The organism is Bacillus sp. 5RYD7K (assembly GCF_059831465.1).
The window spans coordinates 1,852,501-1,873,168 of record NZ_CP191200.1 but is presented as its reverse complement, the minus strand read 5'-3'; the positions used below and the strand labels follow the sequence as shown (position 1 = coordinate 1,873,168).

Annotated in this window: 24 protein-coding genes and 8 tRNA genes (1 of these 32 cut by a window edge); 10 read left to right on the top strand and 22 right to left on the bottom strand. The window is 46.9% G+C overall.

Annotated features, from left to right (window positions below; genetic code table 11):
• Nucleotides 1–38: 38 nt before the first annotated feature.
• Nucleotides 39–812, bottom strand: a complete 774-nt coding sequence (locus tag ACQE26_RS09430; protein WP_016938483.1) for an alpha/beta hydrolase family protein — start codon at nt 810–812, stop codon at nt 39–41.
• Nucleotides 813–951: 139 nt separating this feature from the next.
• Here ACQE26_RS09430 and ACQE26_RS09425 point away from each other — a divergent pair, with 139 nt between their 5' ends.
• Genes ACQE26_RS09425 through ACQE26_RS09415 form a run of 3 tightly spaced genes read left to right on the top strand, consistent with a single transcriptional unit; the run spans nt 952 to nt 3,537 of the window.
• Entirely contained in the window at nt 952–1,956 is a 1,005-nt protein-coding gene (locus ACQE26_RS09425) for an ABC transporter substrate-binding protein (RefSeq protein WP_438420447.1), read from the top strand.
• A gap of 11 nt (nt 1,957–1,967) precedes the next feature.
• Nucleotides 1,968–2,750, top strand: coding sequence for an ABC transporter ATP-binding protein (locus tag ACQE26_RS09420; RefSeq protein WP_500471354.1), 783 nt, complete (start codon nt 1,968–1,970; stop codon nt 2,748–2,750).
• A complete protein-coding gene (locus ACQE26_RS09415) occupies nt 2,725–3,537 on the top strand; it encodes an ABC transporter permease (protein ID WP_095241460.1) in 813 nt (270 codons plus the stop codon). Before ACQE26_RS09420 ends, ACQE26_RS09415 begins: the two co-directional genes overlap by 26 nt.
• Before the next feature lie 34 nt (nt 3,538–3,571).
• Here the strand turns inward: ACQE26_RS09415 and ytkD are convergent, their stop codons facing one another.
• The 3 genes from ytkD to ACQE26_RS09400 form a co-directional block, all read right to left on the bottom strand.
• The gene (ytkD, locus tag ACQE26_RS09410) at nt 3,572–4,051 is read right to left on the bottom strand and encodes an RNA deprotection pyrophosphohydrolase (protein WP_500471353.1); all 480 of its coding nucleotides are present in this window, start codon (nt 4,049–4,051) and stop codon (nt 3,572–3,574) included.
• A 132-nt stretch (nt 4,052–4,183) separates the two neighbouring features.
• Nucleotides 4,184–4,588, bottom strand: a complete 405-nt coding sequence (locus tag ACQE26_RS09405) for a phage holin family protein (protein ID WP_060964483.1) — start codon at nt 4,586–4,588, stop codon at nt 4,184–4,186.
• A 149-nt stretch (nt 4,589–4,737) separates the two neighbouring features.
• Nucleotides 4,738–5,175, bottom strand: coding sequence for a Dps family protein (locus ACQE26_RS09400; RefSeq protein WP_500471352.1), 438 nt, complete (start codon nt 5,173–5,175; stop codon nt 4,738–4,740).
• Between the two features lie 124 nt (nt 5,176–5,299).
• Between ACQE26_RS09400 and ytzI the strand changes: the two genes are divergently transcribed.
• Nucleotides 5,300–5,449 (top strand): YtzI protein, encoded by a 150-nt coding sequence (gene ytzI / locus ACQE26_RS09395; protein ID WP_060964482.1) that lies wholly within the window; start codon nt 5,300–5,302, stop codon nt 5,447–5,449.
• Here the strand turns inward: ytzI and ACQE26_RS09390 are convergent.
• Entirely contained in the window at nt 5,446–5,889 is a 444-nt protein-coding gene (locus ACQE26_RS09390; protein WP_500471351.1) for a FixH family protein, read from the bottom strand. The two genes, ytzI and ACQE26_RS09390, sit on opposite strands and share 4 nt — an antisense overlap.
• Before the next feature lie 114 nt (nt 5,890–6,003).
• On the bottom strand, nt 6,004–6,477 hold the full coding sequence (locus ACQE26_RS09385; RefSeq protein WP_003152237.1) for an S-ribosylhomocysteine lyase: 474 nt from the start codon (nt 6,475–6,477) through the stop codon (nt 6,004–6,006).
• Between the two features lie 124 nt (nt 6,478–6,601).
• Here ACQE26_RS09385 and yidD point away from each other — a divergent pair, with 124 nt between their 5' ends.
• A complete protein-coding gene (yidD, locus tag ACQE26_RS09380; RefSeq protein ID WP_016938474.1) occupies nt 6,602–6,829 on the top strand; it encodes a membrane protein insertion efficiency factor YidD in 228 nt (75 codons plus the stop codon).
• Here yidD and ACQE26_RS09375 read toward each other — a convergent pair.
• Both ACQE26_RS09375 and ACQE26_RS09370 read right to left on the bottom strand, forming a co-directional pair.
• The gene (locus tag ACQE26_RS09375; protein ID WP_016938473.1) at nt 6,826–7,395 is read right to left on the bottom strand and encodes a beta-class carbonic anhydrase; all 570 of its coding nucleotides are present in this window, start codon (nt 7,393–7,395) and stop codon (nt 6,826–6,828) included. The genes yidD and ACQE26_RS09375 overlap by 4 nt on opposite strands.
• Before the next feature lie 126 nt (nt 7,396–7,521).
• A complete protein-coding gene (locus ACQE26_RS09370; protein WP_003152229.1) occupies nt 7,522–7,770 on the bottom strand; it encodes a type B 50S ribosomal protein L31 in 249 nt (82 codons plus the stop codon).
• Between the two features lie 195 nt (nt 7,771–7,965).
• Between ACQE26_RS09370 and ACQE26_RS09365 the strand changes: the two genes are divergently transcribed.
• The 3 genes from ACQE26_RS09365 to ACQE26_RS09355 are packed head-to-tail and all read left to right on the top strand — an operon-like array spanning nt 7,966 to nt 10,579.
• Nucleotides 7,966–9,297, top strand: coding sequence for a cytochrome ubiquinol oxidase subunit I (locus tag ACQE26_RS09365; protein ID WP_369546280.1), 1,332 nt, complete (start codon nt 7,966–7,968; stop codon nt 9,295–9,297).
• A gap of 21 nt (nt 9,298–9,318) precedes the next feature.
• The gene (locus ACQE26_RS09360) at nt 9,319–10,359 is read left to right on the top strand and encodes a cytochrome d ubiquinol oxidase subunit II (RefSeq protein WP_500471350.1); all 1,041 of its coding nucleotides are present in this window, start codon (nt 9,319–9,321) and stop codon (nt 10,357–10,359) included.
• Between the two features lie 58 nt (nt 10,360–10,417).
• Nucleotides 10,418–10,579, top strand: a complete 162-nt coding sequence (locus tag ACQE26_RS09355) for a DUF1540 domain-containing protein (protein ID WP_016938469.1) — start codon at nt 10,418–10,420, stop codon at nt 10,577–10,579.
• A 324-nt stretch (nt 10,580–10,903) separates the two neighbouring features.
• On the opposite strand, the gene menC is transcribed toward ACQE26_RS09355, so the two are convergent.
• The 6 genes from menC to ACQE26_RS09325 all read right to left on the bottom strand — a co-directional run bounded on the left by menC (nt 10,904) and on the right by ACQE26_RS09325 (nt 18,404).
• Nucleotides 10,904–12,019, bottom strand: a complete 1,116-nt coding sequence (gene menC, locus ACQE26_RS09350; protein ID WP_047476776.1) for an o-succinylbenzoate synthase — start codon at nt 12,017–12,019, stop codon at nt 10,904–10,906.
• On the bottom strand, nt 12,016–13,479 hold the full coding sequence (locus ACQE26_RS09345; RefSeq protein WP_500471349.1) for an o-succinylbenzoate--CoA ligase: 1,464 nt from the start codon (nt 13,477–13,479) through the stop codon (nt 12,016–12,018). The genes menC and ACQE26_RS09345 overlap by 4 nt, the downstream gene beginning before the upstream one ends.
• Before the next feature lie 87 nt (nt 13,480–13,566).
• Nucleotides 13,567–14,385, bottom strand: coding sequence for a 1,4-dihydroxy-2-naphthoyl-CoA synthase (menB, locus tag ACQE26_RS09340; RefSeq protein WP_007408846.1), 819 nt, complete (start codon nt 14,383–14,385; stop codon nt 13,567–13,569).
• 58 nt (nt 14,386–14,443) lie between these two features.
• On the bottom strand, nt 14,444–15,268 hold the full coding sequence (menH, locus tag ACQE26_RS09335) for a 2-succinyl-6-hydroxy-2,4-cyclohexadiene-1-carboxylate synthase (protein WP_438420452.1): 825 nt from the start codon (nt 15,266–15,268) through the stop codon (nt 14,444–14,446).
• Nucleotides 15,256–16,992 carry a 2-succinyl-5-enolpyruvyl-6-hydroxy-3-cyclohexene-1-carboxylic-acid synthase gene (gene menD / locus ACQE26_RS09330; protein WP_500471348.1) on the bottom strand — a complete coding sequence of 579 codons (1,737 nt, stop codon included), beginning with the start codon at nt 16,990–16,992 and terminating at the stop codon, nt 15,256–15,258. The genes menH and menD overlap by 13 nt, the downstream gene beginning before the upstream one ends.
• Entirely contained in the window at nt 16,989–18,404 is a 1,416-nt protein-coding gene (locus tag ACQE26_RS09325) for an isochorismate synthase (protein ID WP_500471346.1), read from the bottom strand. The genes menD and ACQE26_RS09325 overlap by 4 nt, the downstream gene beginning before the upstream one ends.
• A gap of 284 nt (nt 18,405–18,688) precedes the next feature.
• Here ACQE26_RS09325 and ACQE26_RS09320 point away from each other — a divergent pair, with 284 nt between their 5' ends.
• Both ACQE26_RS09320 and ACQE26_RS09315 read left to right on the top strand, forming a co-directional pair.
• A complete protein-coding gene (locus ACQE26_RS09320) occupies nt 18,689–19,408 on the top strand; it encodes a TraR/DksA C4-type zinc finger protein (RefSeq protein ID WP_016938461.1) in 720 nt (239 codons plus the stop codon).
• 133 nt (nt 19,409–19,541) lie between these two features.
• On the top strand, nt 19,542–20,012 hold the full coding sequence (locus tag ACQE26_RS09315) for a TspO/MBR family protein (RefSeq protein ID WP_500471344.1): 471 nt from the start codon (nt 19,542–19,544) through the stop codon (nt 20,010–20,012).
• Between the two features lie 34 nt (nt 20,013–20,046).
• On the opposite strand, the gene ACQE26_RS09310 is transcribed toward ACQE26_RS09315, so the two are convergent.
• The 8 genes from ACQE26_RS09310 to ACQE26_RS09275 form a co-directional block, all read right to left on the bottom strand.
• Nucleotides 20,047–20,118: transfer RNA gene (locus ACQE26_RS09310), tRNA-Glu, on the bottom strand.
• 3 nt (nt 20,119–20,121) lie between these two features.
• Nucleotides 20,122–20,212, bottom strand: a tRNA-Ser gene (locus tag ACQE26_RS09305).
• Between the two features lie 3 nt (nt 20,213–20,215).
• Nucleotides 20,216–20,290 (bottom strand) — tRNA-Asn (locus ACQE26_RS09300).
• A gap of 9 nt (nt 20,291–20,299) precedes the next feature.
• Nucleotides 20,300–20,376, bottom strand: a tRNA-Ile gene (locus ACQE26_RS09295).
• Nucleotides 20,377–20,391: 15 nt separating this feature from the next.
• Nucleotides 20,392–20,465 (bottom strand) — tRNA-Gly (locus ACQE26_RS09290).
• A 7-nt stretch (nt 20,466–20,472) separates the two neighbouring features.
• Nucleotides 20,473–20,548 (bottom strand) — tRNA-His (locus ACQE26_RS09285).
• Nucleotides 20,549–20,568: 20 nt separating this feature from the next.
• A tRNA-Phe gene (locus tag ACQE26_RS09280) sits at nt 20,569–20,644 on the bottom strand.
• Nucleotides 20,645–20,656: 12 nt separating this feature from the next.
• Nucleotides 20,657–20,668 (bottom strand) — tRNA-Asp (locus ACQE26_RS09275); it runs 65 nt beyond the window's last position.

The following is a 20,668-nucleotide window of genomic DNA, read 5'->3' as shown; positions in this document are numbered from 1 at the left end:
TCTCTTTTTCTTTATTATCATATCATAAATCCGTTACCTTACCTTGTCTTCATCCATTCCGCCAGACGCCGGACAATGCGCCTGTTTTCCTGCGGCGGAAAATAATGCGTAAAACCGCTGTAATACCAGGTTTCCACCGGTTTTCCCGCCTCTTTCAGCCTGTCCTCAATCATCCGGGCATGTTCGATCGAAACATTTTCATCATTCTCGCCGTGGATGAGCAGCACAGGCGCTTGAATACGGTCTGCTTTTTCAAACGGCGAACGCCATCTGTATTCATCCGGCACCTTTTTCGGCGTGCCGCCGATCACCCGCTTCATCATCCGCCGCATATCCTTCCGCTCTTCATAAGTAAGCACCATATCACTCACACCGCCCCAAGAGACGAGCGAAGCCGCCTGATGCCCCATCTCGATCGCAGTCAAAAGCCCCATGATGCCGCCCCGGGAAAACCCGAAAATATGGACCCGGCCTTCCCTGACGTTCGGGTGATCCCGAAGCAGGCGGAAAGCGGAAAATGCGTCCTCTCTGTCCTCTCCCGCAAAATCTTCATTTCCCTCGCCGCCCTGATTGCCTCTGTAATAAGGTGCAAACACGACAAAGCCTTGGGAAGCAAACTGAACGATTCTTCCCGGGCGGACCATGCCGACATTTTTTATGCCGCCGCGCAAATATAAAAAACCGTCGTATGTACCCGGCGCCGCAGGCTCGGCAAGGAGCCCCTTTACCTTCAGCCCTTCTGACTCATAGCACACCGCAAAGAGCCGGACATGCGGGCTCGGAGACGGAAACCTTCTCTTTTCAACCAGCAAAGCAAATGAGCCTCCTTCATCATCAGTTTTTTTATTCTTTCCCAACCTGAATATGGGCACTCACACATTTTTTATACCCATCATACGATATGTAAAGCAAAAAAGGTTATTTTAACGCTTAATACAAGGAGGTTACAACGTGAACAAATGGCTCAAAACGAGCTGCATCTTTGTCATATGCGCCTTTTTCCTGCTCATTCTTCCGGCCTGCAGACAGGAAGAAAGTCTGACGAAGGTGAAGGTGGCGGAAGTCACACACTCCATCTTCTATACGCCTATGTATGTCGCTGAAGCGAAGGGTTTCTTTAAAAAAGAAGGGCTTCAAGTGTCTCTTCAAACAACATGGGGCGGAGACAAAACGATGACATCGCTTTTGTCAAACGGCTCTGACATCGCGCTGGTCGGTTCTGAAACATCCATTTACGTGGAAGCGCAAGGAGCTAAAGATCCTATCATCAACTTCGCGCAGCTGACGCAGACAGACGGCACATTTCTCGTGGCGCGGAAGGATGAGACATCATTCAAGTGGGACGATTTAAAAGGAAAAACATTTCTCGGCCAGCGAAAAGGCGGCATGCCTCAAATGGCCGGTGAGTACGTCCTGAAAAAACATCACATACAGCCGAAAAAAGACATCAACCTGATTCAAAACATTGATTTCGCCAACATTTCCAACGCATTTGCATCCGGCACCGGTGATTATGTGCAGCTGTTTGAACCGACGGCATCCCAATTTGAAAAAGAAGGTATCGGCCATATCGTCGCATCCTTCGGGGAAGCTTCCGGCCAAGTGCCTTACACAACTTTTATGGCAAAAGAAAGCTATTTAAAAAACAATGAAAAAACGGCGGAAAAATTCACCCGCGCCATTTACCGCGCCCAGCAATGGGTGGAAAGCCACCCGGCCAAAGACATCGCAAAAACGATTCAAAAGGAATTTGCCGATACCGATCCGGCCATTATTGAAACATCAATAGAACGCTATAAAAAACAAAAATCATTCTCTTCAGACCCTGTTCTGCAAGAGGATGAATGGGAACAGCTCCAATCGATTATGGATGAAGCCGGAGAGCTCCCGAAACATATTCCGTACAGCAAACTCGTCAACACAAAAATCGCCAAAAAAGCCACCTCAGAACAATAGGAGGAACATGAATGTCTTTTTTACAAGTGGATCATGTGACACATACTTATTTCTCGCTGAAAGAAAGAACAACCGCCGTGAAAGATATACATTTTCATATTGAAAAAGGGGATTTCATCTCCTTTCTCGGGCCGAGCGGATGCGGAAAAACCACCCTCCTGTCCATTCTGGCCGGCCTTATCCCCCCCGCGCAAGGCCGGGTGCTGATTGAAGGAAGCGTGCCGAACCATAAAGAACACCAAATCGGCTATATGCTTCAGCAGGATTATTTATTTCCTTGGAAATCAATTGAGGAAAACGTCCTGCTCGGTTTACACATTTCCAAAACATTAACAGAAGAAAAAAGGGCTGAAGTTCTCAGCCTTCTGCCTAAACTCGGATTAATCGGCGTCGAAAAAAAATATCCGAAAGAGCTGTCAGGCGGAATGCGGCAGCGGGCAGCACTTGCCCGAACGCTTGCGCCGGACCCGGGACTGCTGCTTCTGGATGAGCCGTTTTCCGCGCTGGACTTTCAAACGAAGCTTTCTTTAGAAAACCTTGTCTTCAAAACATTAAAAGATTTTCAAAAAACCGCCGTGCTCGTCACCCACGATATCGGTGAAGCCATCGCCATGAGCGATACGATCTATTTATTTTCGAATCAGCCGGGCACCATCCATCAAATCTTCACCGTGCCCAAGGAGCTCGCGGCCTTAGATCCGTTTGACGCGCGTCAGGACCCGGCCTTTCAGCTGCTGTTTCAAACGATATGGAAGGAGCTGAACTCCCTTGAAAAACAGCAGCGGCACGATTGAACAGCTTCATCAGGAGTTTAAGAAAAAACACCAAAAAGAAAAACGCCGGATCCGTGCGTATCAGGCCGCTATTTTCATCGTATTTTTTGCCGGGTGGGAAATATCGAGCAAGGCAGGCTGGATCGATCCGTTAATCTTCAGCTCACCCTCTGCCGTTTGCCGGCTCTTGGCGGAAAAGATCGCGGACGGATCTCTTGCGGCCCACATCGGCGTTACATTAGGAGAAACCGTTCTGGGCTTTTTGCTCGGCACACTTCTCGGCACATGCCTCGCCGCTCTGTTATGGTGGTCAAACAGGCTCGCCCGTGTGTTAGACCCGTACCTCGTCATTTTAAACGCGATGCCGAAAGTCGCGCTCGGGCCGATTCTTATCGTCGCACTCGGGCCGAGTTTCACAAGCATCGTAGCCATGGGTGCAGTCATCAGTGTCATTATCACGACGATCGTCGTTTTTACGGCTTTTCAGGAAGTGGATGAGAATTATATTAAGGTCATGAAAACCTTCGGAGCGAAAAGGCGCATCATATTTAAAGAAGTCATTTTGCCGGCGTGCTCCCCCGCGATTGTTTCTGCGCTTAAAGTGAATGTCGGTTTATCCTGGGTCGGGGTCATTGTCGGCGAATTTCTTGTGTCCGAAAAGGGACTGGGCTACATGATCATTTACGGCTTCCAAGTCTTCAATTTCACTCTGGTGTTCTTAAGCCTTCTGATCATCGCGATTTTTGCGACACTGATGTATCAGGGAGTCGAATGGTTAGAAAGAAAATGGACGAAAGGAAAAATATAAAAAAGACCCGTGCGGTATCGCCGGGTCTCCGTTTTTATGATTGAAATACGCCGTCCTCTTTCAGCTTTTTCAGGCTGATCGGAAGCACTGAATCTTTCATGATGAAACTGAACTTTTTATTTCTCGGGAGATTCTCCGGCAGTTCGCTGAACAGCACCGGCCCCTTCGTTTCAAAATAATCAGCCTGTTTTTCAAGCCTTTCAATATCGGCAAAATATATATTCTTAATGATTATCTTTTCCCTGCCGAGAACTTTATACTGTCCGACGTACTGAAGGTGTCTTACCGCAGCGCCGGTTTCTTCTTTCACCTCGCGCAGTGCCGCATCCTCCGCACATTCCATCGGCTCCACTTTTCCGCCCGGAAATTCAAACCCCCGGTCTTCATGCTCAGTCAAAAGCCATTTATCGCCATATCGGCATATGACCCATACGTGCTTCGGGCTGTCTGAAAAAGGCTGGTGTTCAAAGGAGAGCTGAACAGTATTCTGATAATAGTCTTTAAACTCGTACATGTTTATCCCTCTAATCCGTTCCTTCATATCTTCCATACATCATACCACAGTTGCGTTTGTTCGGAAGCCCTTTCTCAAAAATTCAGAGGAAAACCATCATACCCGCTAGTATAGCCTCGTTTGAAGCAAATGTTACGGTTTGCGCTTGAATTTATTTTTCAAGGTGTCCAAAAGATCGACGAGCACCTGCGGAACCGGGATGCCCAGCGAGCTTGCCGTGATCACAATCTGTACCGATTCGTATAAGATATAAAACATGATAGCCAAATTACGGATAGCGCCTTCGGTATAAAGCAGCTGATCAAAAAAATGGCAAACTGAGACTAATGCCAGGGTCACAATTTTTTTGACCAGCCGCGCAAAAAGCCTTTTTGGGCTCAGCTGATGCAAAAGAGACTCTTTTAAGCTTGTACTGATAAATTCGATCGCCATGACCGATAGCAAAATCAGAAACGAATACTGAAAACCGCCAAAGAAAAATCCCGCTGCCGACACAACCACTGCAAAAAACGAAAAGATGCCAAAGTCTCTGCCCATATGATCCAACATCCTTTCACAGAAACGGCCTTACATTATTCTATGAAAAGTGAACGGAACGGTCTGGATTTTTCAGAAAAATGGACAACATCTCTTCGGCAGCCAAATAAAAGACCGGACGCTCTAAAGCCCCGGTCTTCCCTTGTTAATTATCCCAAATACGCTTTGAGCATCCAGTTATGTTTTTCGATATTCTGGTGAATGGCTAGCAGCATATCGCCGGTCGTTTCATCCCCGACCTCATCTGCGAGATCCATTCCGCTTTTCAGCTCTTCTGCAATGACAGTGAAATCATCATAAATGTTCTGTACCATTTGTTCTGCACTCTCATTGCCTTCCGCTTCTTTTATAGAAGCAGTTTTCAATGATTCCGTCATGGTACCGATCGGCTTGCCGTTTAATGCCAGCAGACGCTCTGCAAGGTCATCAATATATGTAGCCGTTTCGTTATACAGCTCTTCGAATTTCTCATGCAATGTGAAAAAGTCCTTCCCTTTAACGAACCAATGATAGTTATGTAATTTCACATACATGACCGTCCAGTTTGCAACTTGTTTATTAACTGCTTCCAATAGTTTTTCTGACATGCCAATCTTCCTCCTTTGGTTTACTATTGATATACCCTATATATCGTGTGTTAAAACATAAATTTTTAGCCCTTGGTTTTCCAGATGGAAAATATGTTATAATTTGTTAAAAAGGAGGGATTTCATGCTGCTTCTTCTGAGTCTCGGCTTTCTTATCGTGCTTGCCGTGCTGCTTTTATCCATCTGGTCGACTGTAAGAGCCTATAACGTAAAGCATACGATCGATCCGCCGCAGGACACATCAAACGGATTGACGGATAAAAACAAACCTTAATGATGTTGTGCCTTTTCCTCACGGCCGGAGGAATCGTCGGCAGCTTCAGCATCCCCGACACGCACTTTTACAGTCGGCATATTGTGCTGCTGTTTTGCCGTTACGTGGGATTGAACGGTATACACACCTTCTCCATCGAATTCAGTCCGCAGATGATACGCCCCTTTTTCCTCCTTGGCCTTGATTGTTTTGCCGCTGCCTTTTTTTCCTTCTTTCCATACTTCAAACATGACTTCATCCGCATCCGTGACCCGCTTACCGCCGTAAAAAACCTCCGCCTTGTATTCTGCTTTTTCATGCGGCTCTGCCGTTTCCGGTCCGGTAAGCTTGACTTCAAGCGCTTTCGGCTCTTCATCCGCGGAGGTTTTGTCCGCATTGCCTCCGCAAGAAGATAAAAGAAATACCATACCGCACATACCCGCCAATACAGCCCGTTTCATTCCATCACTCCTTCATGTTTGCTTCTATTTTAGCAAACGCTTACACATAAGGTGTGACATTTTTTAGAAATATGTAAAAAAGCCTTTTTGCACGACAGCAAAAAGGCCTGTTTTTTATCCGAACACTTTGAGCAAATCTTCTTTATCCTGTGACAGCCAGAAACGCATCAGGCGTTTCGCGCCTTCCAAATCATGAAGTTTCGCCTGGCCGCACTGTTTTTCATTGGCTGCCGGGATCTCCGTAATATCGATGGCTTCTTTCAGCGTAGCGTCAAGCAGGTCGACAATTTCTTCCGCTGTCGGCTCGCCGCTCACAACAAGATAATAGCCTGTCTGGCAGCCCATCGGTGAAATATCTATGATGTCGAAGTGATCGTATTTCTCAGAATGTGTGCGAATCGTAAACGCAAGCAAGTGCTCAAGCGTATGAATCGTATCCGGCTTCATCGCCTGTTTGTTCGGCTGGCAGAAGCGGATGTCAAACTTATTCACGACGCCGTCTGTTCCGACTTTATGCACTCCGCAATGTCTTACATACGGAGCCACAACCGCGTTATGGTCAAGCTCAAAGCTTTCTACTGAAGGCATAATAGCACTCCCTTTTTTCAGAATATGCATCCATTATAACACAGTTTTCCGATAAGAATTGCGGCGGAAGCTTTTCAATCTGAAATTTTTTTTCTATACTGGCATTAGAAAGGTGGTTTTTTTGATGAAAACCATAATGATTGCGTTAATCCGCGGATACCAGAAGTTCATCTCTCCGCTGACGCCGCCGTCATGCCGCTTCTATCCGACATGTTCTCAGTACGGAATCGAAGCCGTCAGGACTCACGGCGCATTAAAAGGCGGATGGCTGACCTTGAAGCGAATCTTAAAGTGCCATCCGTTTCATCCGGGCGGGGTTGATCCCGTACCGGAAAAAAAACAAAAGCATTAGTCCATATGCTGGTAGCCGTCGATCACCAGATCAAGTTTACCGGTTTCAGGATCAATCACCAGACCGTGCACCGGCACATTGTCAGGGAAAAGCGGATGGTGTTTAATGACGTTTACGCTGTCTGTCACACTCGCTTCTACAGAATCAAAGCTTTTCAGCCATTGATCAAGATCAACTCCTGAGTGCTTCAGCATGTCAATCCGCTCTTTCGGAATACCGCGGTCAATAATTTTACCGAGCATATCCTCGCTGTTGATTTTGCTCATGCCGCAATCATGATGGCCGATCACGCAGACTTCATCAGCGTTTAATTCATATACGGCCACTAAAAGGCTGCGCATGATGCTTCCGAACGGGTGGGCGACAAGCGCGCCGGCACTTTTAATAATTTTTACATCGCCGTTTCGCATGTTCATCGCATGGGGAAGCAATTCAACAAGACGTGTGTCCATGCAGGACAAAATCGCCATCTTTTTATCCGGGAATTTAGATGTTTGGTATTTTTCATAATCTTTGTTTTTAGTGAACTGCTCATTAAAATTCATGATATCGTTTAGAAGACTCATCGTGGTGTTTCCTTTCTGCTTTTTTATTCACAATATAACACAAGGCGGGCCATTTCGTCACTACCCGCACCTGATCACAAAGTAACAGACGGCCCAATAAATAAGACAAACCCCCTCGGGCTTGTCTTATTTCCCCATATTGTATTTTTTGTTGAACTGTTCGACTCTCCCGCCCTTTTCGTTGAACTTTTGGCGGCCTGTATAAAACGGATGCGTATCTGAGCTGACTTCTACTTTAATCAGCGGGTATGTTTTTCCGTCCTCCCACTCTGCCGTTTCCTCTGACGTTTTCGTTGAATGGCTTAAAAATCGGTAGCCGCTGTTCACATCTTGAAAAATCACTTGATGGTTATCCGGATGAATATCTTTTTTCATGCTGATCTCCCTTTCTCAAATCGTAATAATTACGTTTTATTCTAAACCTTAAATAGGCGCTTGTCAATCATATATGCCCCGATCCCTTGATTTCTAAACCCTGCTCATATATGGAATCAGAAGAATAATCTAATGGCTTCAGCAAATAATATAACCACATTACATAAAACGGTAATAAGAAAGGCGGTTTATGACATGGATGATTTAGTGTTAGCCAGAAGCCTGTTCGGGACAACCATGGGCTTTCATATTATTTTCGCGACGCTTGGTGTCGGCTTGCCTCTGATGATTTTAATGGCTGAATTGATTTATCAAAAAACCAAAGATCCTCATTATGCCATAATGGCGAAAAGGTGGACAAAGGCGCAGGCGGTTCTGCTTGGCGTGGCGATACCGACCGGAACGATCGCGGGTACACAGCTTGCTCTTTTGTGGCCCGGATTCATGGAAGTTATCGGCAGAGTGATGTCACTCCCGTTTCAAATTGAAATTTATGCTTTCTTTATCGAAGCGCTGTTTATGTCCATTTATGTCTATGCCGCTGACCGGCTGACTCCGGCGATGCGCATCATTGCGGTTATTTTCGTTTTGATCGGCGCCGCGGCATCTGCCGTCTTAATCACAAATGTTCACGCATTTGAAGGAACGCCGGCCGGCTTTAAAATTTTAAACGGCAAAATCACTGACGTCGAACCGTGGGCCGCATTTTTTAATCCAAGCTTTTTCACCACCGCGGGCCATGTCGTTCTGACGGCTTTCATGACCGGTGCATTTATCGTCGCCTCTGTAGCGGCTTATAAAATGCTGAGAACGAGAAAACAGGAGCAGATATACCGGTTTCACCGAAAAGCGCTGCTGCTCGCTTTAACGATCGGCGGAATTTTTTCCATTATTGCTTCTTTAAACGGACACGAATCTGCTCAGCTTCTTTACGAATACCAGCCTGAAAAGCTTGCGGGCGCAGAAGGGCTGTTCGAAACAAGATCACACGCTCCGCTTGCGATCGGCGGTTTTACCGATGCAAAAGAAGAAAAAGTAAAATGGGCAATAGAAGTGCCGTGGGCTTTAAGCTTTTTGGCTGCAAACAGCTTTGATACCGTCGTTAAAGGGTTGAACGCGTTTCCGAAAGACGAGTGGCCGCCTTTATTCATTCATACACTGTTTAACGGAATGGTCGGCATCGGAATGCTGCTCATTTTGTACTCCATCATCGGCATCGTATGGAGAAAAATCTTAAAGAAAGACAGCTTTCCGACTTGGCTTTTGATTTTATTTTTAACTGCAGGACCGCTCAGTCTGATCGGAATTGAATTCGGGTGGATATTCGCTTGTACGGGACGGCAGCCATGGGTGATTTATCATCTGCTGAAAACATCAGATGTCGTTACCACAACCGGTTCAATCGGCTTGCTGTTCATCCTGTTTACGGTGGTTTACGCCATTTTGGCGGCCGCAGTCATTTATGTGCTGCTTTATTATTTCCGCAAACATCCCGTTGAGGAGGATGTAAAAGCGGCGGAATCTTAACAAAGAAAGGGCTGAATTGAAATGGACATTACCATGGACGCTCTCATCGCGATATCAATCGTATGGGGCTTCGTGTTTATCTACGCGGTCATGGCAACGATGGACTTCGGAGCCGGCTTTTGGTCGATGATTTATTTAAATAAAGAACAAACAAAGGCGACAAACATCGCCAACCGTTATTTGTCCCCGACATGGGAAGTGACCAATGTCTTTATCGTCGCAATCGTTGTCGCCCTTTTCAGCTTCTTTCCCGGGGCGACCTTCGTGCTGGGGACCGTTTTATTGATTCCGGGGAGTATCATTCTGCTGCTTTTAGCGATCCGCAGCGGCTTTCTCGTCTTCTCCAATACGGCGAAAGAAAGAAAAATCATGAGATATATCTCCGGAATTTCAGGTTTCATTATTCCTGCCGTGCTGATTTTGGTCCTTCCGGTTACACACGGGGGATTTATCGAGAAGACGGGCGGAGTGTATCACTTAAATTTGGCAAGTGTCTTTACAAGCCTGAATGCGTATACGTTTATCGGCTTTGCCATTTTAACTACTTTGTTTTTATCTTCGCTGCTTCTGGCCGACTTTTCAAATGTTGCGGAAGAGGAGCATGCGTACCGCATCTACAGACGGAGCTCTTTAATAACAGGCCCGCTGTCTCTTCTTTTTGCCATCTTCATTATGGTGACATTACGCGCTGAAGCCGGCTGGCTGTATACGGGGATGATGAAAGACAAGACATGGCTCATCCTGTCTGTCATTACATTTATTATTGCCGGTGTGGCCCTGTTTCTGCCGAATAAACGCTTCGGCCAGAACATCGGCAAACCGAGAATCGCCATGATCGCCATTGCGCTGCAGTATTTTCTGGCAAGCTATGCGTACGGACGCGCTCACCTTCCTTATATGATTTATCCCGATATTACGGTCATGTCGGGATTTACGGAGCCGGCAACCTTCAGGGCGCTGTTTATGACGTATATCGTCGCTTTCATTATTTTGTTTCCCGGGTTTTATTTCTTCTGGAAGCTCTTTATGAAAGACAGACGTTATATCCGCCAGGAGGAATAACAGAAATCAGAGCGGTTCATACTAATGGCGTACCTTTTATCATGGAGGGGGAGTCAGCATGGATCATCAAAAAATACTGTGTGAAGTCAATAACTGCTCTTATTGGGGCAAGGGAAACAAATGCACGGCCGACGCGATTTATGTTGTCAGCCATACAGGCGAAACCGCTGAAAAAAGTGAAGAAACCGATTGCAAAACCTTTAAACCGTATGATTTATAAAAAAAGAGCTGTTTTTATACAGCTCTTTTTCATTTCCGCGCCGATGAGAAGCATGGCAGAAACGGCAAATTGGCGGCGGCAGACGGTACAATCCGTATCGCATTCATGACATGCACAGAATTTTTTATCAAGATGTACATGTTTGCCGCAGCCAGAAAGCAACGCCTGTGATGTTAAGCTGAGACTGCTTGAAAAAAAATCATCGCATTCGCCTGTTAAAAAAACCGGCTTTTTCAGCCGGTTCAAACAGGGAAGGGGTGATGTTGAACAGTTTCAATATAACAGCAGCTTACAGTGTGCTCAACTTGTTGAAATAAAGTTTTATCAGCTGTTTGTTGTGAAAACGTCCATTTGGGTGACGTATTTTCTCATTACTTCCTGATTCACGCTGACACCCAGTCCGGGACCGTCCGGAACAGAAATAAATCCCTCTTCGATACGGATGTCAGGAGTGACGATATCCTCCTCCCAGTATCGGTCTGATGAGGAAATGTCACCCGGTATCGTAAATTGCGGCAGCGAAGCAAGCGCGACTGTCTGCGCTCTTGAAATACCGGTTTCGAACATTCCGCCGCACCATACCGGCATGTGATGCTCTCTGCATAAATCATGTATTTTTAAAGCTTCTGTCAGGCCTCCTACACGCGCCGGTTTTATGTTAATGATTTTACAGCTTCCAAGCTCAATCGCCCGCCTCGCGTCATCAAATGAGCATATACTTTCATCAAGACATATCGCCGTTCTCAAATGTTTTTGCAGGTGGCGGTGATCGACAATATCATCTGCCTGAAGCGGCTGTTCTATCATCATTAATTGGAACTCATCCAATTCTTTCAGCCTGCTGATGTCTTTCAGTTCATATGCCGAGTTGGCATCCGCCATCAGCGGTAAGTTCGGGAAACGGCTGCGGATGGCTCTGACCAAATCAACGTCACGGCCGGGCTGAATTTTTATTTTTATACGTTGATAACCTTCTTTTACGTATTGCTCAATTTCCCGAAGCATCACATCATCCGAAGCAAGACCAACTACGACCCCGGCAGGCACTTTATCTCTTTTGCCCCCTAAGGCTTCTGCGAGAGATATCCCCTTTTTCTTGGCATATAGATCCCACACGGCTGATTCGAGCCCCGCTTTTGCCATGCGGTTTCCTTTGAAACGTGCGAGACTGTCAGGCACTTCTGACGGATGGAAAAACTCGCGGCCTACGATATTTGGGATGAAAAAATCTCTCAGCATATGCGCGCATGTCTGAATCGTTTCTTCTGTATACCAAGGAGAAGAAAACGCCGATACCTCTCCCCAGCCGGTTCTGCCGGTTTCGTCGATCGCCTCCACAATCAAAAATTTGCGGTCCTGCAGCGTTTCAATACTTGTTTTAAACGGTTTTTTCAGCCTCATACTTACATGATAAAGGGTGATTTTTTCTATCTTAATCATGACAATTCTCCTTTACGAAGCTCATTCAGCCGATGTCTCATCAGTTTATTGGACGCATTCCGCGGGAGCTCGTCAACCGCGAAAAAAGCAGCCGGTATTTTATATTTTGCAAGGCGTTCACGGCAAAAGGCGGCCAGCTCTTCTGCACTGACAGAAGAAGTCAGCACGAGAAAGGCATGCGGCACTTTCCCCCACTTTGGATCTTCGGCTCCTGAAACACCTGCTTCCGCTACAGCCGGATGGGCAAGCAGCGCCGCTTCCACTTCAGCCGGATAGATGTTCTCTCCGCCTGAAATGATGAGGTCCGACCGTCTGTCCAGCACATATAAAAACCCTTCGTCATCTAAATAGCCAAGATCACCCGTTTTAAACCAGCCATTATGAAAAGCGGCCTGATTCGCTTCATCACGATGATAGTACCCTTTCATCACATTCGGGCCTTTTACCGTGATTTCACCGTGTTCAAACGGCGTACAGCGATTTCCTTCTTTTTCAATTCTGATCTCGCATGAAAACAGCGGTTTACCGGCCGAGCCGAGCTTTTCCATGCTGAATTCAGGTGACAGCGTGACAATCTGTGAGCAGGTTTCGGTCAAGCCGTAAGACTGGAAGACCGGAAATTGCTTTCTTCGGCATTCTTCAAGGAGCGGCAGCGGGGCCGGCCCTCCGCCAAGCAGAATACACCGCAATGATTCCGGACATTGTTCGGTTTCCGAAAGCAGGCCTGAAAGCATTGTTTGCACCGCTGATATGATCGTGACCCGGTGTGAGCTGATGCTGGCAAGCACATCAGTAACTGAAAATTTTCGGTGCAGCACGACGGGCATACCGTAAATGACCGACTTAAATAGCGCAGACAGGCCGCTGATATGAAACAGCGGCAGCGCAATAAGCCAGCGGTCCCGCTCCGTGACCCCCAGATTCAGCGCAGACGAAACAGCGCTGGAATAATGGTTTCCGAAGGTCTGCTGCACCCCCTTCGGCCTTCCCGTTGTTCCTGACGTATACATAAGAGTCGCTGTATCATCAAGCGTTACATAAGCTTCCGGCTCCAAGTCACCCGCCTTTTCAGCCTGCAGCTCGTCCACATCTGCGACAGCGACTGCAGATTCATAATCTTCGCGGCAAAAACCGTCTTCCGTCAATAAAAGCTTCGCCTCTGAATCTTCGAGCTGAAACAGCCGTTCCTGTTTTGAGAGCTTCGTATTTAACAGCACCGCTTCCGCTCCTAATAAGAAGCAGGCGTGAACGGCATAAACCATTTCCGGTCGGTTAGAAAGCAAAATCGCGACACGGTCTCCTTTTTTAAGCTTGCAGTATTCGGACAGCCGCGCGGCCATTTGTTCAGAAGCATGATACAATTCTCTGAATGTCATCTGTTTGTTTTCAAATATGAGAGCGATTCTCTCAGGTGTCAGCTGAGCCCTTTGAATGAGCCAATTTGGCTGTTCTGTCAGCATGTTATCATCTCCGAGGTAAAAGTACTGTGTTTGAAAAGAAAACAGCTTGGACCAGAGCGGCTCAAGCTGTTTCGTAGTGTCATCTGATCACGGAAAACGAGGGAACTGACCGAAATCCGGACTGCGTTTTTCTTTAAAGGAATCGCGGCCTTCTTTCGCTTCGTCTGTCGTGTAATAAAGAAGTGTCGCATCTCCCGCAAATTGCTGAATTCCGGCGAGGCCGTCTGTATCTGCGTTAAATGCCGCTTTAAGGAAACGAAGGGCTGTAGGGCTTTTCTCAAGCATTTCCTCACACCATTTAATAGTTTCTTCTTCAAGTTTCTCTAATGGGACTACCGTATTGACAAGACCCATGTCGAGCGCTTCCTGCGCGTTGTATTGACGGCACAGGTACCAGATTTCACGGGCTTTCTTATGTCCGACGATACGCGCCAGGTAGCCTGAGCCGTAACCGGCATCAAAGCTTCCCACTTTCGGTCCGGTTTGGCCGAAAATCGCGTTATCGGCCGCAATCGTTAAATCACAGACGATATGAAGCACATGGCCTCCGCCGATGGCATAGCCTGATACCATCGCTACGACCGGTTTAGGAATAACGCGGATCAAACGCTGAAGATCAAGCACATTCAGACGCGGGATCTGATCGTCTCCGACATATCCGCCGTGACCGCGGACTTTTTGGTCTCCGCCTGAACAGAATGCTTTATCTCCCGCTCCCGCAAGAACGATGACACCAATATTGGAGTCATCACGCGCACGAGCAAACGCGTCAATCATTTCTGATACCGTCTTAGGAGTAAATGCGTTATGTACCTCCGGGCGGTTAATTGTTATTTTTGCAATACCGTTATACGTCTCGTACAGGATTTCATCGTACTGACGTTCACTTTTCCATTCTGCAGCCATTGATATGACCTCCTTCATTTTTGCCTGAGTCCGGCCGAAAAGCTATTTTCTTTATGCTTTACAAGCCGTATAAAAACTCACTTACTATCTTACCAAAAATTCGCGGCTGTTCCACATGTACCGTGTGCCCCGCCTGTTTGACAACCTCTATTTTACTTGATGGGAGCAGGTTATGCACCTTTTGATTAATCACGCAAAACTTTTCGTCCCATTCACCGCATATAAGCAGAACGGGCGCCTTGATGCGGTCTAAAGCATCCCACCAGGAAGGCTGCGAACCCGTCCCCATTCCGAGCAGACTGCCTGCAAGTCCGGACGGATTATTTTTCAGCCTGCCGGCACGGATGGACGCCTTTACGCTGTCCGGCAGAGAAAGCTGTGTGGCAAACAACGGAATGCCCTCCCAATAATCGACAAACGATGTTATGCCTTCCTTCAATATAAAGTCAGCAAGCTTCCGGTCTGACTGAATCCGCTTTTTGCGTTCCTGAAGCGTGCTGAGACCCGGAGTGGAGCTTTCCAAAACAAGCGCTGACACCCGATGCGGAAATGCCTGTGCAAAGGAATACGCAAGTCTTCCCCCCATAGAATAACCAATAAGTTTCACTTTGTGAAGTTTTAATTGATCAAAAACGGCGGCAAGGTCCGCAACCTGCCGGCTCGTACTGTACCTTGCCGCTTGCACAGGCGCGTCTGTCTCCCCATGACCCAGGCAGTCAATCAGCACCATTCGCTTGCCGGGAAACATCTCGCGCAGAAACATCCATGATTCTTTACTGCCCGTAAATCCGTGCAGACAAACAATTGCTTCAGACGAGCGGTCACCGGTATCATTCACCCGGTAGCACACGCCGTCAGCCATTTTGACAGTTACAGTCTCCATTCTTTTTTCACTTCCCGCACTGCGGCCTGCAGCAGATCGCGATGGAATTGAACTCTTGAGGTCCGATCTGTTTTCAGCTCGATAATATGAAGTCCGGGCTTGTCCGCCTGCGGCTGATACGCATCCTTAAATGCTTCCCATGTCTCAGGGCAAGTATACGTCCCGCCATACAGCGCTGCGGCATGCTTGAAATCAAGGCCCGTCGGCGTACCGAACAGTTCTTCAAAATGAGTTTTATCAGATGCCTGCGGCAAAAATGAGAAAATCCCGCCGCCATCATTGTTTATTAAAATAACCGTAAGCGGAATTCCAAGTTTTTTAGCCGCTAACAGCCCGTTTAAATCATGGTAAAACGATAAATCTCCAATCACAAGCGTGACGGGGGCTTTTGTTCCCTCACATACGCCCATAGCCGAGGAAACAACTCCGTCAATTCCGTTAGCGCCGCGGTTGGCATAGACGCGGAAGGAACGATCTTGCTTTTCAAAGAAAGTATCCACATCGCGAATCGGCATGCTGTTGCCGACAAAAATCGAACTGTCTTCAGGAACAAGGTGCTGAAGGTGGCGATATACATTTCCTTCGAATGACAAATTATCCATGCCCGCATGCTGTAAATGGCCACGGAACCGCTCATTGACAAACTGCCATTTTTCCAGCCATCCGGACGGCCGTCTTCCCGTTTCAACTGAACGGACCGCTTCCAAAAACACCGACGGATGGCAATGAATCATATACGCGCCGGCCTGAGTGGGATCTCTCCACCCTCCGTCTTCATCGACGATAAACTGCTCAATGGCAGGATCATCCCTGAGCCATACAAAGAGCGGTTTGGAAACCGGCATCGGACCGAAGCGGATCACAGCTTCCGGACGCAGCACTTCTTTTATCTCCTCATCTCTTAAGAACGAGTCATAAGCATCAATGATCAGCGCCTTATCATGCTTTCCGTTTCGCAGATTTGAAAGCGGATCAGCCAAAATCGGGAATTGAAGCATCTCGGCAAGCGCGAGGATCTGCTGTTTTTCTGCTTCACCGTGAATTTCGCCGCAGACGATCATACCCTTTTCGGTATTCGCAAGACGCTCTGTAATATGACGCAATGAGGCCGGATCGGCAGACTGAATCCCTGTTGTGACAGAGACATGCCGATCTGCTCTCATTCTTTCAAAAGGCCGGGCTGACAAATCAGGCATCAAAGGCTCCCTGAGCGGCACATTGACATGCACCGGTCCCATCGGCTGCTTCCCCGCTTCACTTGCGGCTCTGCCGGCCAAAGTTCTGATATAACTCAGCATTTGAGGATTTTCCTCGGGAAGAGCCGAGTCTGTGAAAAACTTAACAAAGTTACCGAACAGAAAATGCTGGTTAATCGCCTGAGGCGCCCCTACTTCCCTTAATTCATGGGGCCGGTCAGCAGTCAGGACAATGAGAGGCACTCTTGAATAATGAGCCTCAATCACGGCCGGATAGAAGTTAGCCGCTGCCGTTCCTGACGTACAAATCAGCATGACCGGACGCTGACGGGCTTTTGCAAGGCCGAGTGCGAAAAAACCTGCGGATCGTTCATCAATTTGTATATGGACTTGAATATCCGGGTGGGCCGCTGCCAAAACCGCCAGCGGAGTCGACCTTGATCCGGGACAAACGACCGCGTCGGTTACACCCGAAAGAGCGAATTCATCAATAAAGCTTCCGATATAATGTGTAATCGGGTTTGTCAAAGCCTTTCACCTCCTAAAGCAGAGATCATCGGCTTTAGTTTAATTTGTGTTTCTTCATATTCTGATTGCGGATCTGAATCTTCAACAATGCCGCAGCCTGCGAAAAGGCGCGCCCTTTTGTCTTCAATCAATCCTGATCGGATGGCCACGACAAATTCTCCGTTTTCCCTGCCGTCCATCCAGCCGATCGGCGCCGCGTACCACCCGCGTGTCATCGGTTCAATTTCAGCGATGACCTCAACAGCTTTCTGCTGGGGCGCTCCGCCCAATGCCGGTGTGGGATGCAGCTTTTCAATTAAATCAAACAGCGAAGCGGACGTTTTAAGGCGGCCGGTGATCGGTGTATACAGATGCTGCACACTTTTTGTTTTATATAATTGCGGACCTGCAGGCTTTTTCACATCACTGCAGCTCGATAAAAAAGCATCGTTTATCATCTGAACCACAAAATCATGCTCCGCCAGGTTTTTTTCGTCATGCAGCAATTCTTCGCCGAGACGGTCATCTTCTTCCTGACTTTCTCCGCGCTTAATTGAACCTGCCAGACAAGAGGACATGACGTCTTTGCCGGATTTTTTGATCAGCCGTTCCGGTGAAGCGCCGACAAAGCATTTATTTCCCTGCTCAATCGCAAAAACATAGCTTGTCGTTTGATCTGTCAAAAGCTTGCGGATAACGCTTTCTGCCGGAATTGGCCCGCCATATGACAAAACGACTTCCCTTGCCAGCACGACTTTATCATACTGATTTGCTTTCATATCATTTGTTGCTGTTTTAATGGCGTCAAGCCAGTTTTCTACATCAAGTTCTTCCGCTTTTGTTAAATCAGGATATTTCTCATATGTCATTGAAGAAACTGTAAAAGCTTCAGAAAAAGATTTCAGACGTTTCAGTACATCTTCTGCCTGATTGCCGTCTGCCGCCCATTGATTGACGGTTAAATAATCACCATCCGCCGTCTTTGTCAGCATGAGTGAGGGAATAAAGAACAGTCCTTCTTCGAACCCATCCCATTCGTCTCCTCTTTCTTCAGCGGGATTAAATGAAAAACCGCCGAATAAGACAGGGCCGACCGCGGTATGCGCCGCCTCTTCTTCTTCATGAATATGATAAGCCGTCTTTTTAAAGCGCTCCCATTGTTCAAAAACGTCTTGATAACGTTTTTCGTTTTTTTCATTCGATTGGAACAGCGCTTCTGTGCCAAGACCGACTATTGTTAATTCACTACCGGGTTCTGACCAAAAAAATCGTTTGCCTTTATATTTTTTTGCTCCGTCTTTGAAAAATGATAGAGGGTCTAAAGACGCAATACGTCTTGAATAGCTCAATAAGACAGCATGGTTGACTTGTTTGGCTTTATGTAATGCATGATCTGCTTCCTCTCGGAACGTATGCTGCACCGTTGTCACCATGAGACATTCCTCCATAATCCGTTAAATGCTTTTAATACAATACACCTGTGATGACTTTGTGTCAAACACACAGATTTGCGCACGACAAAATGCCTGCATTTCTTATTATAAACCTTTTTGCACAAATGAATAAAGAAACAAACTTGAATTTTCTTTCCCCACTCTCGGCAATCACTGTATCCTTTACTTTACTGTGGGAAAACGACCATTTTTATCCACCATTTTTCTGCACAAAAACGTTCATACTAACAGTCATAAGCATCACATAGAAACGAGGGAATGATGTGCTTACAAACGAACAGATCACACACTTGAAAAAAGAACTCGAAGAAGCCAAACATGATATCTTAAGCCGTTTTAAAGAAAATGACCAATTTCAATTAACAGATGAATTCCCGTATCAGTCATCCGGCGAATTGTCTTCCTATGACAATCATCCCGGCGATCAGGCGACTGAATTATACGAGCGTGAAAAAGATCTGGCGCTCCTCGACCATGAACGGGAGCATCTTCGCGACATTGATTACTCCCTGAAACAAATTGAAAACGGCACATACGGTATTTGTGAAGTCAGCGGCAAGGAAATCCCTTATGACAGACTGGAAGCTCTGCCGACGGCTACCACCTTGGCGGAATATTCCTCTCAGGATGCCGTTTCTAAAGACAGGCCGATTGAAGAGGAAACACCGTTCGGACAGTTTGAATTTGATGATGATGAATCAATACGGCCGCCTTACGATAGTGAAGACTCATATCAGGATGTAGAGGAATACGGAAACTCAGAAACACCTCAAGATTTAGAAGTTCCGCCTCTCAGCTACAACGATATGACAATGAACTCAGAAGAAAACATCGGCTATGTTGAGGATTATGAAAATTTTATCGCCACAGATATTACCGGAAAAAACATTTCCGTGTATCCAAGCAGAGACCACGAAAAATATGAACAGGAACTGGACGAAGAAGGAATTATGACGACTTTCGGTGATCTTCATGCTGACTAAAACCCCGGCTTACCGGGGTTTTTACATTTGTTGCATTTTTGCAATGGAAACTCATACACTTAATGGTGCATGGCTCTCAAAAAGGTTTGACCTTTCCAAAATCGGGAATGACATTGAACAATGGAGGGAAGAGATGAAAAAGAAGTATATCGGTGCGATCATTGTATTTATCATTACATATGCCTTGTTTTCCTTAGCGGGGTTTCTCTTTCCCGTAGATCGGGAATGGTACGACGCGCTTCAAAAACCTGAATGGACGCCGAGCGGATCAGTGATAGGCATCATATGGGCGGTTTTGTTTGCGCTTATCTCCCTGTCAGCAGCCTTGGTATACGTAAAGTTCTCATGTAAAGAATCCAAAGCTTTCTGGTTGATGCTTCTCATCAATTATATCGCGAATCAAGGCTTCAGCTTTTTTCAATTCACACAGAAAAATTTGCTTGCTGCATCTATCGATTGCCTGCTTGTAGCCGTTACAACACTCATTCTATTGATGATTGCCGGTAAATACAGCAAAGCTTCAGCCTGGCTTTTGGTTCCTTATTTATTATGGAGCGCTTTTGCCACATACCTGTCTTTTACCATTTACACTATGAACTCATAATAAAAAACCTTGCATAGTATGCAAGGTTTTTTAATGACCCGTACGGGATTCGAACCCGTGTTACCGCCGTGAAAGGGCGGTGTCTTAACCGCTTGACCAACGGGCCTTATGGCGGAGAAGGAGGGATTTGAACCCTCGCGCCGCTTACACGACCTACACCCTTAGCAGGGGCGCCTCTTCAGCCACTTGAGTACTTCTCCATATGGCTCCACAGGCAGGATTCGAACCTGCGACCGATCGGTTAACAGCCGATAGCTCTACCACTGAGCTACTGTGGAAAATTATCATGGTGGGCCTGAGTGGACTCGAACCACCGACCTCACGCTTATCAGGCGTGCGCTCTAACCAGCTGAGCTACAGGCCCACGACAATATAAAAATGGAGCGGGTGATGGGAATCGAACCCACGACATCAGCTTGGAAGGCTGAGGTTTTACCACTAAACTACACCCGCATTTGTTTGGGGCGATTGATGGGAATCGAACCCACGAGTGCCAGAGCCACAATCTGGTGCGTTAACCACTTCGCCACAACCGCCAAAACATATTAAATTAAAATGGTGGCTCGGGACGGAATCGAACCGCCGACACACGGATTTTCAGTCCGTTGCTCTACCAACTGAGCTACCGAGCCTTTTTATATAAATGGCGGTCCGGA

Bases quoted from the DNA above. Each gene is read 5' to 3' on its own strand.
- ACQE26_RS09420 (WP_500471354.1), top strand. From the start codon at position 1,968: ATGTCTTTTTTACAAGTGGATCATGTGACACATACTTATTTCTCGCTG.
- ytkD (WP_500471353.1), bottom strand. From the start codon at position 4,051: ATGTACGAGTTTAAAGACTATTATCAGAATACTGTTCAGCTCTCCTTT.
- ACQE26_RS09405 (WP_060964483.1), bottom strand. From the start codon at position 4,588: ATGGGCAGAGACTTTGGCATCTTTTCGTTTTTTGCAGTGGTTGTGTCG.
- ACQE26_RS09400 (WP_500471352.1), bottom strand. From the start codon at position 5,175: ATGTCAGAAAAACTATTGGAAGCAGTTAATAAACAAGTTGCAAACTGG.
- ytzI (WP_060964482.1), top strand. From the start codon at position 5,300: ATGCTGCTTCTTCTGAGTCTCGGCTTTCTTATCGTGCTTGCCGTGCTG.
- ACQE26_RS09390 (WP_500471351.1), bottom strand. From the start codon at position 5,889: ATGAAACGGGCTGTATTGGCGGGTATGTGCGGTATGGTATTTCTTTTA.
- ACQE26_RS09385 (WP_003152237.1), bottom strand. From the start codon at position 6,477: ATGCCTTCAGTAGAAAGCTTTGAGCTTGACCATAACGCGGTTGTGGCT.
- yidD (WP_016938474.1), top strand. From the start codon at position 6,602: ATGAAAACCATAATGATTGCGTTAATCCGCGGATACCAGAAGTTCATC.
- ACQE26_RS09375 (WP_016938473.1), bottom strand. From the start codon at position 7,395: ATGAGTCTTCTAAACGATATCATGAATTTTAATGAGCAGTTCACTAAA.
- ACQE26_RS09370 (WP_003152229.1), bottom strand. From the start codon at position 7,770: ATGAAAAAAGATATTCATCCGGATAACCATCAAGTGATTTTTCAAGAT.
- ACQE26_RS09365 (WP_369546280.1), top strand. From the start codon at position 7,966: ATGGATGATTTAGTGTTAGCCAGAAGCCTGTTCGGGACAACCATGGGC.
- ACQE26_RS09360 (WP_500471350.1), top strand. From the start codon at position 9,319: ATGGACATTACCATGGACGCTCTCATCGCGATATCAATCGTATGGGGC.
- ACQE26_RS09355 (WP_016938469.1), top strand. From the start codon at position 10,418: ATGGATCATCAAAAAATACTGTGTGAAGTCAATAACTGCTCTTATTGG.
- menC (WP_047476776.1), bottom strand. From the start codon at position 12,019: ATGATTAAGATAGAAAAAATCACCCTTTATCATGTAAGTATGAGGCTG.
- ACQE26_RS09345 (WP_500471349.1), bottom strand. From the start codon at position 13,479: ATGCTGACAGAACAGCCAAATTGGCTCATTCAAAGGGCTCAGCTGACA.
- menB (WP_007408846.1), bottom strand. From the start codon at position 14,385: ATGGCTGCAGAATGGAAAAGTGAACGTCAGTACGATGAAATCCTGTAC.
- menH (WP_438420452.1), bottom strand. From the start codon at position 15,268: ATGGAGACTGTAACTGTCAAAATGGCTGACGGCGTGTGCTACCGGGTG.
- ACQE26_RS09325 (WP_500471346.1), bottom strand. From the start codon at position 18,404: ATGGTGACAACGGTGCAGCATACGTTCCGAGAGGAAGCAGATCATGCA.
- ACQE26_RS09315 (WP_500471344.1), top strand. From the start codon at position 19,542: ATGAAAAAGAAGTATATCGGTGCGATCATTGTATTTATCATTACATAT.